Annotated in this window: 12 protein-coding genes; 10 read left to right on the top strand and 2 right to left on the bottom strand. The window is 37.6% G+C overall.

Annotated elements, in window-relative coordinates:
* The first annotated feature begins 10 nt into the window (after positions 1-10).
* The 7 genes from MKY65_RS13770 (at position 11) to MKY65_RS13740 (ending at position 5,641) form a co-directional block, all read left to right on the top strand.
* Positions 11-649 carry a DUF443 family protein gene (locus MKY65_RS13770; RefSeq protein ID WP_339177692.1) on the top strand — a complete coding sequence of 213 codons (639 nt, stop codon included), beginning with the start codon at positions 11-13 and terminating at the stop codon, positions 647-649.
* Positions 650-974: 325 nt separating this feature from the next.
* The gene (locus MKY65_RS13765) at positions 975-1,286 is read left to right on the top strand and encodes a DUF4176 domain-containing protein (protein ID WP_339177690.1); all 312 of its coding nucleotides are present in this window, start codon (positions 975-977) and stop codon (positions 1,284-1,286) included.
* 344 nt (positions 1,287-1,630) lie between these two features.
* Complete coding sequence (locus MKY65_RS13760) at positions 1,631-3,436, top strand: T7SS effector LXG polymorphic toxin (RefSeq protein WP_339177689.1); 1,806 nt, start codon at positions 1,631-1,633, stop codon at positions 3,434-3,436.
* A 37-nt stretch (positions 3,437-3,473) separates the two neighbouring features.
* The gene (locus MKY65_RS13755) at positions 3,474-4,199 is read left to right on the top strand and encodes a hypothetical protein (RefSeq protein ID WP_339177688.1); all 726 of its coding nucleotides are present in this window, start codon (positions 3,474-3,476) and stop codon (positions 4,197-4,199) included.
* Complete coding sequence (locus MKY65_RS13750) at positions 4,199-4,495, top strand: DUF4176 domain-containing protein (protein WP_339177687.1); 297 nt, start codon at positions 4,199-4,201, stop codon at positions 4,493-4,495. The genes MKY65_RS13755 and MKY65_RS13750 overlap by 1 nt, the downstream gene beginning before the upstream one ends.
* A 530-nt stretch (positions 4,496-5,025) precedes the next feature.
* The gene (locus MKY65_RS13745; protein ID WP_339177685.1) at positions 5,026-5,361 is read left to right on the top strand and encodes a DUF443 family protein; all 336 of its coding nucleotides are present in this window, start codon (positions 5,026-5,028) and stop codon (positions 5,359-5,361) included.
* Entirely contained in the window at positions 5,351-5,641 is a 291-nt protein-coding gene (locus MKY65_RS13740; protein ID WP_339177683.1) for a hypothetical protein, read from the top strand. The genes MKY65_RS13745 and MKY65_RS13740 overlap by 11 nt, the downstream gene beginning before the upstream one ends.
* 396 nt (positions 5,642-6,037) lie before the next feature.
* Here the strand turns inward: MKY65_RS13740 and MKY65_RS13735 are convergent, their stop codons facing one another.
* On the bottom strand, positions 6,038-7,048 hold the full coding sequence (locus tag MKY65_RS13735; RefSeq protein WP_339177682.1) for a LacI family DNA-binding transcriptional regulator: 1,011 nt from the start codon (positions 7,046-7,048) through the stop codon (positions 6,038-6,040).
* 324 nt (positions 7,049-7,372) lie between these two features.
* On the opposite strand from MKY65_RS13735, the gene purB reads away from it, so the two are divergent.
* Complete coding sequence (gene purB, locus MKY65_RS13730) at positions 7,373-8,740, top strand: adenylosuccinate lyase (protein WP_339177679.1); 1,368 nt, start codon at positions 7,373-7,375, stop codon at positions 8,738-8,740.
* Positions 8,741-8,752: 12 nt separating this feature from the next.
* Positions 8,753-10,021, top strand: coding sequence for an SLC13 family permease (locus tag MKY65_RS13725; RefSeq protein WP_339177677.1), 1,269 nt, complete (start codon positions 8,753-8,755; stop codon positions 10,019-10,021).
* A gap of 961 nt (positions 10,022-10,982) precedes the next feature.
* Here the strand turns inward: MKY65_RS13725 and MKY65_RS13720 are convergent.
* Positions 10,983-12,578: an amidohydrolase gene (locus tag MKY65_RS13720; RefSeq protein ID WP_339177675.1), complete on the bottom strand. Its 1,596-nt coding sequence runs from the start codon at positions 12,576-12,578 to the stop codon at positions 10,983-10,985.
* 376 nt (positions 12,579-12,954) lie between these two features.
* On the opposite strand from MKY65_RS13720, the gene MKY65_RS13715 reads away from it, so the two are divergent.
* A complete protein-coding gene (locus MKY65_RS13715) occupies positions 12,955-13,857 on the top strand; it encodes a hydroxymethylglutaryl-CoA lyase (protein WP_339177673.1) in 903 nt (300 codons plus the stop codon).
* The last annotated feature ends 97 nt before the right edge of the window (positions 13,858-13,954 follow it).

Here is a 13,954-nt window from a genome sequence, read left to right as displayed (position 1 = left end):
GAAGGTTTAAATGGAAGGTAAAGTAGAAAGTGTAATTAAAAACCTAAGATATAGGTTTTTAATTATTAATCAAGAGTACTATCTGATAGATATATGGCAGTCGATGTGGCAAATGCTTATTCCGTTTTCATTCTGGATATTTCCAAAATCTGTTTATAAAGTACAGGATACAAATATCCTGAAAAAATTAAAGAAAACTGATACGAAACAGGGAAATACATCAGGCCTTGGTATACTTGGTGCAGGAATTGGAGTTGTTATAGCTAATCTTTTAAGAATGTTAGGGAATTATTTCGAATTACAGAGTTCTTACTTTGTCAATGTGGTAATCGCTGTTCTTGTGCTTGTTATGGTATTTTTACTGTTTGGTTTTATAAGTAGAGTTTACAAAAGTAGAATATATAAAGTTGTTAAACTTGACCAATTACCTAAAGAACGATTATGTATCAAACCCAAATCATCGAATCATTTTTTTGTGGTTTTATTGTACTATTTTGTATTTTTGTGTTTAACTCTATTTGCATTTATTGGGTTTGTACAATTGGGAGATGTTTTAATAGTAATTTTTATGGGACTTTTTATGTCTGTATTTTTAGTTGCCAATATATTAATACAATTAAAAGGCGATATTATTGTAAATTTTAAATAGTATGTAAAATACAGTTTTATACAACAATTATATGTCAAAAAGATAGATGAGGAGAGCCAATTATCAAAGGAACATTTATAGATAATGCATGTTCCGTTTTAAACTATATTTTTAGTTATATTCATTCTTATAGGAGGGGGAGTAATGAGAAAGGCTATATATCTTAATTATTCTCTATGGTTATTCTATTTGTGGAGATAGTTTTACCTATTCTCACAACGATAGAAGGAAATACAAGGATACATTCCTGGGGGACAAGTTTATCTAAAGAATAAAGCTTAGAACTTCGTGGAGAAGTATAAACTAAATGAAGAGGGGAAATAGTATGTTACCGATTGGAACGATTATATATTTAAAAGAGGGAACGAGTAAACTTATGATTTTGAACCGGGCTCCGATACTTCCGTCAGGAGAAAATGAAGAAGAAGGAATCTGGTATGATTACTCAGGGTGTTTTTATCCCCAAGGATTGAATCCAAAAGAAGTATTTTATTTTAATGAAGAGAACATAGATGAAGTGATTTTTGAAGGATTTAAAGATAATGAAGAAGAGCGCTTTCAAAAGCTTTTTCAGGACTGGTTGCAGGAAGAAAAACCAAACATAAAAAAAGGAACGATTACAGGTCCAATGGAATAAGGAAAAATGAAATCATTATGGCAAAGAAGCATATTATCGGTATGCTTCTTTAAGAGTTTTCCACCAGAAAAGAAAGAGCTATTTTAATAATCAGTGACAAAAGATTTAAAAACTCTTACATAGCAATTTTTAATTAATGGCGATTTATAAATTAAGAAATAACTATTTGGAAGATATTCAAGTAAGATACCCATGTAAGTAATTGAACTGCTGGAAAGATACAAGTAGCTGATGGATACGGATATTAACACAGTTAGATAATGTCGAAAAAGAAATGCTAGAAAATGATGAATAACTTGCCAGAGTAAGCAGACCACAAATGATGACATAAAGGAGGCTAATAAATGGCGAATAAAGTGGATATATCGGAAGTGGCGGATTTTCAAAGTGATTTACAAGAAGCATCCACCAATTTCCAGTCGCAATTAGACAAGGTAATAGAACATATGGAAGCAGTCAATGGCATGAGCTCCTTTTCCGGAAAAGCGGCCAAAGAAGCAAAACAATATTTTAGTGAATTGCATGTGACATTATTGGAATCGTTCAAAGGACTGTTTGACGATTTGGAAGCTAATCTGGAACAGCATCTTGAAGAATTTCAATCTGAAGTAGATGTGAGTGAAACGGCCATTATTCAAAGTAACTATTTGCAAGATATCCAAGAAGACGTGAATGAACTCTATGAAGATTTAGTTACGCAGGATGAAACGATTCATGATACCATCAATGGTGTGTCTGATATTTCTTCAGCCACGCCTCCATCTTTTTCGGATGTAGACGAGTACAAAAACAAGGCGATTAAGAAGTTGAAGGAAGTGGATGAAGACTTGGCTTCTTTCACTGGTAAAGGCGATAAAACAGATGTCGAAGCCATCATGAGCAAGATAGAGACAGCGATGAATAGTGCGCAAACGAGTGAGGGGCAGGCGAGATTTGCGGATTTTGAAGGGGCGTCTCAGAGTAAAGATTTGAGGAAGTTGCAGGAATATAATGAGAGAAAACAAGAGGAACAGATGGAGAAGGCTAAGGAAGCTAGAGATAGTGTACTCCGAGACCAAGATAAATCTTCATCAAAAGAAGTAGTCAATCAAGCTTATCAGGAATATGAAGATGGAGATATATCGTATGATCAATACACTGCTATAGTGGATTCCGTTAAAAATACTAGTGGAAATATGAGTGAAGAAAAGATAAAAGAGCATACAACAGAGAGTTTCATAGAATATTTGGAAGACCGTGGCATGCTGGAAGCTTATTTAGAGGAGCATGAAGTAGTTGCGAAATATGAAGCAATTCAAGCCACAGACCAACCATCTTCCGAAGAGGTCATAAATATGGCTTATCAGGATTTTGAAAACGGTGAGATTGATAAGGAAACCTATATTAATGTTCTAAATGAGCTGAAAAATTTTGACAAAGAGTATAAGGAAAGTAATGAAGACATTGAAGGCATTGAAGTTTCACAGGTACTTCTGAATTATATAGGTAGTAAAGAGAATGACATTATAGATGACACTGGAGAATTATTAAAAGATGGAATATCAGTTGCTCCTCTATTCGCAGCATATGGGTTGCACAAAAAGGGGTTTGAAATTCAAAAGTATAAAACAGAAGGAAAGGAAATGGTTCGGTATCGAGTGTATAATCCACAGGCTGCTGGAATGAGTAAACCTACTAAACGGGATACTAAAATATATGATAAAAAGTTTGTGGATCAACAAGTCAAGAGAGGATCTAGTAATAAAGTGCCTATTGCAGATAGAGTCAATGTAAGAGCGGGTGCTACAAATGGATTAAAAACGAAAGCTGGTTGGTTAGGGGTTGCCATTGATACAGGAGTGAATATAAAAGGGAATATAGAAGACGGTGAATCTGTCGAGAGAATAGTCGGTGATGCAGGGGTTGATGTTGGTGTTGGAGCCGTGTCACTAGCCGCAGCAGGAGCTGCAGCGGCATTTACAGTAGGTACTTTAGGTGCACCGGTATTAGCAGGTGCAGCCGCAGGATTTGTAATATCTTCTGGAGTTTCAGCTGTAGCTAATATAGAAGTTAAAGGAAAAAGTATTAAAAACCATGTGAAAGATGGAGTTCAAGGAGTTGCTAATAGTGTCAAAAGTGGAGTGGAAACAGTAGCAGGTTGGTTTAAATAACCTTCATATATGAATATGTTATAAAGGAAGTGAAAGTATGAAAATAAGCCCTGAAATTAGACAGCAGGATTTAGCTCAGCACGTTAAGAAACAATTAGAATTTATCCCTGTAGAAGATGTGAAATCATCTGTTATAGTAATGGTTCTTGTTATGTTCGATATACCTTTACTATTGGGTTTATTAAGTATATTTGAACTTGAGTTTTTATATATTCTTTCCCCGTTTATTCTAATTCTCCATTTGTGGGGAATTAGACTTATAATAAAAAAACCTTATTCAACACAATTTGAAATGGTATTATTTATAGGTGTATGGGGGCTATGCGGAGCAATTTCTTTATTCGTGACAGTACTGGGGATGTCGTATTATACAATTCATATTACTTCTGTATTGTATTATATCACAATAAGTGTAACGACCATCCTATTAACATATATTTTGGTGAAATATCAAAAGGATAAATATTCTGATGATCCAACAAAAGAAAAAAAAATTGGAAACCAATCAAAATATATGGGAATATTAACTATTTCACCTGCAATAGGATATATGGTCGCGCAAAGTGTGCAGGAAACGATTGTTTTACAGCAGTTTTTTTCATTAATTATTGTATACATTTCGGTCATTTTACTTATGTATGCAGCAGCGAAATTTTTACATCGATACTTTTTTATGAAAGCAAATATGGACTTTGTTAACTATCATCCATACCCCAATAAGGAAAAGAAAAAACTTATCAAACAAGGAGTGGAAATAAAATAATGGAATCACTATTACCGAACGGAACAATCGTTTTATTAAAAGGTGGAAACAAACGCTTAATGATTTATGGAAGAAAGCAATTGGTTACAGATGAAGAGATGGAAAATCTTCAGACTGAAGAAGAGGAAAATACAGAACAGCAGATGTATGACTATATCGGCGTTCCTTATCCGGAAGGTTATATTAGTCAAGAGTATACGTATGTATTTAATCATGCAGATATCATTGACATTGTATCCCACGGTTATGAAGATGAGGAAGAAGAGAAGTTCCAAAAAATCTTAAGACAAGTTTAAGAGCATTTGAAAATGAATATGGTTGGGTATCAGCAGTCTCATATTCTCTGAAAAAATAAAAAGAAGTTAAGTACTCTTATCATGTATAGGTAAGGGTATTTTAACTTCTTTTTATTAAAATGTACCTTTGTATATTTTGGTATTTTTTGATTGATAAAATACAGTAGGATTACATAATTTTGATGAAAAATAAACACAGACTGGTATTGGAAAATTTTCCAATACTGTTTGTAGTAAGAAAAGCCAAATATTAAAAAAGAAGTTGTTACGCTCCCAGTAGAGTACTAGTTATACATAGAGGTAAAAGTCAGAGTCGGCTGAAGGATATTATGGAAACGGAACAAGTAGAATACTTTTATACACCAAGGATTAAAAACATTTTATTATTCATAATGAGATTGGTTTTTGTGTCATTTGGTATGGTAGTGTGTTTTTGCTTTTAACGAACAAGGCTTTTTTATAAGTGGGGTAAGAGCGTTCCTAGCAGAATTGTTTGGATTTTTCGATGTATATTGCTTAGAGGTTATTTAATGAATTGCGAGGTCCAACATTTAGCTGAAAATATACGGTATCGCATTCTAATTATTTACGGCGAACAATACATTTTGGATATGGAGCGATTTTTCTGGGAAATTATATTTCCATTTTTATTTTGTACGTTGCCTAGTCCTATTTTTAAAGTAGAGAATCAGGGTATTGAGGAAAAATTGAAAGTGACAAAAAAGGAAAAGGTAAGCAGTGGCCAGGTAATCATGTGGGGAGTAATTGCTGTTGTGCTTGGTAAGTTTTTTACCCCTCTAGTGGTAAAGCTATTACAGTTATACCATAATAATTATTATAAGGAGAAAATTAGTAGTGGATATTAAATATGATGATTTAGAATTAATGGAATTATTCAATACAGAAGACGGAAATATTTTGTATAGAAGAAGTAATGAAAATTTTAAATTAACAATGTTTTTATATACCTATGAACAGAGAATTAACCTATTTTTGCAATATAAAGAAATGGATATGGTTTCTATTGAATTAAAAGGGGTTTCTAATTTAAAAAAAGAAGACCACTATTTGAAAATTTATCGGAATGATCAAGAAATAGGAAATATTTGTTTTGGAAAGAACTTTGTAATTAATGTTGAAAACTGAATTTTCAATTAAATAAGCAGAGTATTTGACAGAGCTAGTTAAGTGAAACCTCTCAATGGGAGAAAAAGAATTGATTCAAACGAAATACAATGGAAACCGCCATTAGAGTGGTAAAAGCTTCTTATTTGCCTGTAAAACGAACAATACGCTACACCCATTGTCGTTATATTTTAAAAATAGAGTTTCGTATCTAAAAAATTGGATATAACCTGTAAATAAAGCCTAAATCCTTAGACATAATTGGATTTAGGCATTATTTTATATTACGCACTTTTGACAAATAAAATAAAGTTTTTACTCGAGAAACCAGTTGTCTACGAGCGCTGTTCGTAATCTGGTCTGCCATCCAGTAAAGAATGACGGCTCAATGAACTTATTAGAGTATGTACCTCAAATTTAGTCATGCAACAATGACCGCGTACTTTCACGGGGAATAAGTGTCGCTCCATCGATAGTTATTCCCGGGAACTTAAGCTTTCGTTCGCTGATTGCATTTATCAGCTGGGCAACTGCTCTGGATCCCATTTCATATAAAGGCATATCGACAGTAGTCAGAGAAGGGGACAGTCCTGACGCAAAGAAAACATCATGAATACCGATAACGGAAAAATCAGCTGGTACTTGAAATCCATTATCATGGATAGCCTTGATTGCGCCCATTGCCACCATTACATTTGCTGCGAATATTGCTGTTGGGGGAGAATCCAGCTCCAGCAGTTTTTCCATGGATTGATATCCGCCCTCCATGGTGTAGTCGCTCTCCTGAACATATTTTACTTCAAACGGAATGTTTTTCTCCTGGAGCATCTCCCGGTAGCCTTGAAATCTTTTTAAAGCAGTTCCTGTATATAGCGGACCTGTAATATGGGCAATATGACGATGCCCTAAATCAATTAAATGCTCCGTTGCTAATTTTCCGCCGCGCTCATCATCCAATACGACATAATTCTCAACATCCTGAATCATTCTGTTGACAAGCACAAAAGGTTTTTTGGTCTCATTTAAGCTGAGAATATGCTTGTTATTAATATCTGATGTAGCGATTAAGAGCCCATCAATGCGTTCCTTGAGCAATTTTGAAAAGAAATCCTTTCCCAAGCCTTTTTGTTTCATGCTGTAGACAAGCAAGTGGTAGCCTTCCATAGCAGCATGATCTTCAGCCCCATGAATAATACTGGAATAAACAGGGTTGTTAAAGTCTGGGATTGCCATTCCAATCATTCGGGATTGATTTGTTTTTAAGCTTCTCGCAGCGGAATTCGGGCTATAATTTAATTCGTTAATGGCTTCGTTAATTCTTGTTCTTGTCTCTTCTTTGATATTTAATGTATTGTCCTTATTCAACACTCTGGAAACAACTGAGGGATGTACATTTGCCAGCTTGGCAACCTCTTTTAAAGTAGTCAATGTGCAGCAGCGTCCTTTCTCTGGTAACGATTCCTCTTTCTATTCATTATAACGTATTATGGATTATTTTGTTTATAATCAAGATTTTTTTGTGAATTCGGGCTCTATCAGTTTAGTAAATAGTCAATAAGTATTGAAAAGTAAAAAAAGAGTTGACAAGGAACATTATATACCTTAGGATATTTTTAAACATATAAGAAAAACGTTTTCCTTATAATAATTATAAATAATCGTTATAGATGGTTGTTTATAATAGGATTAATGGAAACACAAAAAGAAAAACGTTTTCCTTTTATGGAAGCGATTACCTTGGAGGGATAAATAATGAAATCAAGTGTTTTGGATTCCGATTTATTGCGTGGCATTTTTGTTTCAGAAGAGATGAGAGAGGTTTTTTCAGATGACAGCCTGCTTCAGAAATGGCTGGATGCTTGGATTGCGTTAGCAAAAGCAGAAGCGGATGTTGGTGTTATACCGAAATTTGCGGCGGAAGAAATTGAAAAGAAGGCAGATATTAATGATTTTGATCGGGAAATTATTCGAAAAGGGATTGTGGATACGACCCATCCTTTAATCGTTCAAATACGGGAATTCACAAAATCAGTTGGAGGGAAGGCTGGCGGTTATATTCATTGGGGAGCTACGACCCAGGATATTATGGATACTGCAGTTGTATTGCAAATAAAACAAGCACAAGAGGTGTTGGTAAAGCAATTAAAGCAATTTCTTAAGAAGCTGCTGCAATTAGCGGATGAGCATGCAGAAACCGTGATGCCTGGAAGAACGCATGGACAGCATGCACTTCCCATTACCTTAGGGTATAAGATTGCTATTTGGGCAGATGAGATAGGTAAGCATATTGAAAGATTAGAAGCAGGCAAAGAAAGATATTTACTAGGTTCCTTTGGGGGAGCAGCCGGCACATTGGCCTCGATTCATGATGACGGGCTGGCGGTACAAAAACGTTTTTGTGAATACTTAGGTTTAGTACAGCCTACGATTACCTGGCATGTGCAAAGAGATGGATTTGCAGAATTTGCAAGTATTATTGCGATGATTTCAGGAACGATAGGAAAAATAGCAAATGAAATAATTAATTTGCAAAAGTCAGAGATAGGGGAAATGGAAGAAGGATTTAAGATGGGACAAGTTGGCAGCAGTACTATGCCCCACAAGCGGAACCCAATGATTTGTGAGTATGTCGTCGGTTTAACCAGAGTAGTACAAAGAAACGCCAGTTTAAGTTTTGATGCAATGATCCAGGAGCATGAAAGAGATATGACTTTTTGGACAACGGAATGGTCCTACCTGCCGCAAATATGTATGCTGACAAGCGGCGGATTGGAGCAGATGCAAGGCGTGCTGGAACGATTTATCGTGTATCCAGATAATATGGAACGCAACTTAAATCTTTTACAAGGTCTAATCGTATCTGAAAATTTAATGCTGTCCTTAGGTGAATTTGTGGGCAGGGGCGAGGCGCATGATATCGTTTATGAGGTCTCTATGAAAGCATTTGAAGAAAAGAAATCTTTGATAGATGTTGTTTTGACCGATGAACGAATTACGAATCATATCAGTGAGGAAGAGGCTAGAAAACTACTGGAGCCGAAGAACTATATTGGATTATGTAAAACGTTTATTTCGAGAGTAGAGGAAAAATGGGGAGATCAGGATACATCTATCAACTAGGAGGTATGTAAAATGAGCCCGGCGATAATTACATTACTTATTTTATTGTTAGCAACGATATTATTTTTAACTGGGGTAATACCAGTTGCACTGACCGCACTTCTAGCAACCATGCTGTTATACCTTACTGGAATTATAGATGCTGAAACCGTATTTTCTGGATTGACAAATAATGTTGTGCTGCTTATTTCGGGGATGTTTATTATTGGTGCAGCATTATTTGAAACAGGTGTAGCGAGAAGAATGGGAAATTTAATTACGAGATTTGCTAAAACGGAAAAGCAGCTGCTGTTTGCTGTGATGGTAATTGGAGCAGGTTTATCTGCTTTTCTGTCAAATACAAGTACAACGGCAGTAATGATGCCGATTGTTATTGCAATTGCTGCTTCTTCCGGCTTTTCCAGCTCCAAATTATTAATGCCTCTAGCCTATGCAACTGCTCTAGGCGGCATGATAACACTGGTTGGAACGAATGGCAACCTCGCCGTACAGAGTGTGATGGAAAATGAAAATACACCTGTATTCGGATTCTTTGAATTTGCCTATATCGGAATTCCTCTAACGATTATTGGTATTATTTACATGATGACGATTGGTTATAAGCTTATTCCGAATCGGGAAACGGCTTTGGAAGAAACTGATACGAAAAATGAAGAAGAAACTAAAAGCGAAGAAACCACATGGAAACAAATGGTTGCCATTGGGGTTTTGCTGGCAGCAGTCGTTTTTATGATCTTTGAAGAGCAATTTGGAATCCCTTTGCATATTGTTTCTGTTATGGGGGCAATGGTTATTGTTTTAACACGTACGATGTCGGAGAAAAAGGCATACCGTTCCTTAGATTTCTCCACAATCATTTTAGTAGCCGCCATGATGCCGATGGCGACTGCTTTAGCAGAAACAGGCGCCGCACAGATGATTGCGGATTATGTACTGGAGATGGCAGGAAGCAATGCCGGACCGTATGTTATTACCGCTTTAATTTTCGGAGTAACCACTGTACTGACCTCTGTCATGTCCAATACAGCAGCGGCAGCACTTATGGCTCCCATCGGATTAGTTATTGCAACAAGTATGGGGGTTGATCCAAAAGCGATTTTAATGACGGTTTGTGTAGGTGCTTCAGCAGCTTATGCCTCTCCTGTTGGCACACCTCCTAATACAATGATTTATGGTCCGGGAAATTATACATTCCTTGATTATATTAAATGCGGTTTTCCATTTTTGGTTATTCAGCTGATTGTATGCGTTGTCATTGTGCCGTTGATTTGGCCATTTTAAAGATTAATTATAATAAATAAGCAGTGAAAAATCCAGCATGATTTTTCACTGCTTATTTTAATTAACTCAACTTTCGCACCTGAGAATAAGCAAATATATCTTGCTATTTCAAGATGAACATGTTCTTCATTATCATACTTGCTTTTGAGTTAAATATCCGGCCTTTTTGGAATTGATGATGGTGCATAGCTCCGCTCCGGCCAACCACTCCGCTTTCCATGGGGACGGCTTCAGCTAACTTGAAAAGAAACCCGCTTTTCAAGTGGATCTTCAGCTCGCCCTGCGATGCACAGGACGTGCAAGTGCAGGCGTTGTGACAGGAGTCACGGATTTAGCCTGCAAACCACTTAGGAGTCTGCGTGGTTGGCCTGCGCTCTGATAGAATTCTACAGCGAATGAAAGAAATAACATTTTAATAAGCTGAAGGAAATAGCAGCTTTCGCCTGAATAACCAATCATGACAGCATGGATATGAAATACAGGGAATCGCTTCGATGCACAGAAAGGAATCTTGGCGGAACATGTTACCATGCAGCATGAAAAATAGGTTCTATCTGATTAAACTTCTGTTTGGTGAGTTGTTTTTCACGCATAGAATATCCTGCTAGCGGAGGCGGACCGTTTTGACTCCTGAGGGATCAGCACCATCTGAAGATCCACTTTTGCCAAGTGCTCTTCTTGGCAAAAGTTAGCTGAAGAGCGTGCCCCTAGGCAGACTAAAGTCGCAACGTCCTGGGGTTGCGATTACTCACCCCATCGAAAACATTTGTTGCAACGTCTGCACTAGTACGTCCTGTACGTCGGAAAGCAAAATGGTCCGCCGCAGCGGTGCTTTACACTTCACCTTCTATAATCTTTATCAAGGGTGTTAGTGAAGGAACAATCAACTCCTGTTTCTATGGAAATGAAGTTACTTTTTAATGTGCGAAAGTTGAGTAATTAATACATCGAATTTTTTGTTCTATCCTTTCCTATACACAATATCCCCATCAACAATCGTCATTTCAATACTGGTATCTACTAATTCGTCTGCATCCTTCATCTGAAATGGATCAGCAGAATAAACCGTCATATCTGCAAGCTTGCCGCGGGAAATGGTTCCTTTTATCTTTTCTTCATTTGTTGTATAAGCTGCATATTTCGTAAATAGATAAAAAGCTTCGTGCATGCTTAATTTTTGTTCCGGATACCAGCCGCTGTGTGTTTCACCGGGAGCTTTTCTGGTAACTGCTGCATGAATCCCAAGTAAAGGATTCAATGGTTCAACAGGGGCATCTGATCCGCCACCACAGATAATGCCATTATCGAGCAATGTTTTCCAGGCATAGGCATAAGACATGCGTGCTTCGCCAAGCCGCTCTGTAACCCATGGATAGTCACTTGCAAGGAAACGGGGCTGAATATCAACGATACGATCTGGCGTTGCCAGGCGCTTTACTAGGTCTGGATTAATGACCTGCGCATGAATCAAACGATCTCTATAGGCGGATGCCGGAAATTGGTCCAGGATATCAAGGACATTTTCTAATGCCTGGTCACCAATTGTATGAACAGCAACAGGCATGTCCATTTCTCTGGCGCGTTTTACGATAGTGTACAATGTATCCTGCGAGAGCATTGCTTCTCCAAATTGCCCGGGCTGATCGGAGTATGCTTCCTTCAATAGTGCCGTTCTTCTGCCGAAAGCACCGTCTGCAAATATTTTTACCGCTCCGATTTGCAGCATATTATTTCCATATCCGGTGTACATTCCCGCTGCATGCAGATTCTCTAAGAAAGGATAATCAATTAATAGATTTGCCCGCAGACCCATTTTTTCTTCATTTAATAAATCCTGATAGAGCTGATAGGTTTGCTGTAAGCCGCCTAAATAAGCCGGGTCATTGGAATGCACACTGGTTACACCATATCCGGAAACGGTGGAAATGGTTTTACGAAGTGCTTTTTTCCATGTTTGATACGATTTATCAGGGATTTTTGCTTTAAATAATACCGTTGCCGATTCAAGAATTAAGCCGGTGGGTTCTCCATTTGCATCCGTTACAATCTCGCCGCTCTTTGGAACCGCAAGCGTCCCGGAATAATTAATCTCCTCGAGCGCTTTCGAGTTAACAACGGCTGCATGCTCGCATATTCTTGTCAGAAAAAGCGGGTGATGTGGAACTGCCGCATCAAGCTCTTCTTTCGTAGGCAGGCCGCCATCCGTGAATAGATTTTCATCCCATCCGGCGCCAAGCAGCCATTCTCCCTTGTCTAATGTATCGGCATGCTGTTTTATTTTATTTAAAAATACTTCTTTCTTTGTCACACCGGTCACATCTAAATCAATAAACTTCATTGCCTGCATAGAAAGGTGGAGGTGTGTATCTGTTAATCCCGGCGTAGCAGCTTTTCCGCCCAGATCAATCACCGCATCACTTTTTGAACTCCAAAAAGAAAGCATTTGCTCATTGGAGCCCATATCTATGAAATGTCCATCTTTAATAACAACAGCCTGTACAACTGGCTGCGAAGGTTGAAATGTATGTATGACCCCATTGGTATATATCTTTATCATGGAAACGCTCCTTATCTAAATTATCGTATGTTTTACGTATATTAAAAACGGACAGAACCAGTTTACAGACGCCTTGTAAACCTTAAAAGGGAAAGCATTCTGTAAATGGCACTATGATTATATTTTATCAAAATTGTTTCATTTTGACAGCAGGCAGGATTGACATTTTCAGAAATTTTATTATATACTTGATTCAACAAAGTTGAACAGAAGGAAACTGAATTGAATATTATTTGTAGTATATAAAGAAGGGTGATTTGCATGCGGTTATAGTAATACCTTGCAATAACGATGCTATCTTGTTTGTCGGGTCATGCACAATCAATGTATATTTTCATAGCTTGAATTGAAAACGCATACAAAAGGAGGGGTATGGATGCGTGGATTACCAAGCGAAGTTTATTTAAAAGAAGTCGGACCAAGAGACGGACTGCAGAACGAGCAGAAATGGATTTCTACAGAGGATAAGATTGCATGGATTAACATGCTTTCCAAAACCGGCGTCTCAGAAATTGAGTATTCATCCTTCGTTCATCCAAAAATGATTCCTGCATTGAAGGATGCGAGGGAAGTAGGTAGACGGATCAACCGTGAAAAAGGAGTTGCTTATTCCGCTTTAGTACCGAATATGAAAGGGCTGGAGCATGCTTTAGAGGCTGGTATTGACGGTGCTTCGGTGTTTATGTCGGCGAGTGAGACGCATAATCTCAAAAATATCAATAAACGAATTCCAGAGACATATCCGATATTAACAGAGGTTATCAAAGAAGCTAAAAATGCCGGGAAAATAGTAACGGGCTATGTTTCTACGGTATTTGATTGTCCATACGAGGGACGGATTGAAGTGGAGGATGTACTCAGCGTATGTGATCAATTAATTGAGAGCGGAGTGGACTATCTTTCTCTTGGCGATACCATTGGAACAGCTGTACCGACGCAAGTGGAGAAACTGCTCGAAGGCCTTTTTCCTTATTTTCCAAAAGATAAACTGATACTACATTTTCATGATACGAGAGGAATGGCAATAGCGAATATCATGACGGCGCTTCACATGGGAATTACCCGGTTCGACAGTACCGTCGGCGGCCTGGGCGGGTGTCCTTATGCACCGGGAGCTGCAGGCAATGTTGCTACCAATGATGTGCTGTATTTGTTAAACGGGCTGGGAATTGAGACAGGAATAAATGAGAAATGTATTCAGGAAGCAAGTATATATATTCAAAACAAGCTTGGAACAACATTGCCGAGCAGATCGGTAGCTTATTTGAAAAATGCATGAAGATAAAACAAACAGCGGAAAAGTCTTGTCAAGCAAGTGATGGCAAGGCTTTTTGGTATGTTGCCAAGAATGTTTTTTCGTAAACGGTGTTAGAGAA

This window comes from Oceanobacillus sp. FSL W7-1293 (assembly GCF_037969815.1).
Taxonomy (GTDB): Bacteria; Bacillota; Bacilli; order Bacillales; family Amphibacillaceae; genus Oceanobacillus; species Oceanobacillus oncorhynchi.
Note: the sequence above shows the minus strand (reverse complement) of the source record. Positions and strands in the feature narration are given on the sequence as shown.

Bases quoted from the DNA above. Each gene is read 5' to 3' on its own strand.
- MKY65_RS13770 (WP_339177692.1), top strand. From the start codon at position 11: ATGGAAGGTAAAGTAGAAAGTGTAATTAAAAACCTAAGATATAGGTTT.
- MKY65_RS13765 (WP_339177690.1), top strand. From the start codon at position 975: ATGTTACCGATTGGAACGATTATATATTTAAAAGAGGGAACGAGTAAA.
- MKY65_RS13760 (WP_339177689.1), top strand. From the start codon at position 1,631: ATGGCGAATAAAGTGGATATATCGGAAGTGGCGGATTTTCAAAGTGAT.
- MKY65_RS13755 (WP_339177688.1), top strand. From the start codon at position 3,474: ATGAAAATAAGCCCTGAAATTAGACAGCAGGATTTAGCTCAGCACGTT.
- MKY65_RS13750 (WP_339177687.1), top strand. From the start codon at position 4,199: ATGGAATCACTATTACCGAACGGAACAATCGTTTTATTAAAAGGTGGA.
- MKY65_RS13745 (WP_339177685.1), top strand. From the start codon at position 5,026: ATGAATTGCGAGGTCCAACATTTAGCTGAAAATATACGGTATCGCATT.
- purB (WP_339177679.1), top strand. From the start codon at position 7,373: ATGAAATCAAGTGTTTTGGATTCCGATTTATTGCGTGGCATTTTTGTT.
- MKY65_RS13725 (WP_339177677.1), top strand. From the start codon at position 8,753: ATGAGCCCGGCGATAATTACATTACTTATTTTATTGTTAGCAACGATA.
- MKY65_RS13720 (WP_339177675.1), bottom strand. From the start codon at position 12,578: ATGATAAAGATATATACCAATGGGGTCATACATACATTTCAACCTTCG.
- MKY65_RS13715 (WP_339177673.1), top strand. From the start codon at position 12,955: ATGCGTGGATTACCAAGCGAAGTTTATTTAAAAGAAGTCGGACCAAGA.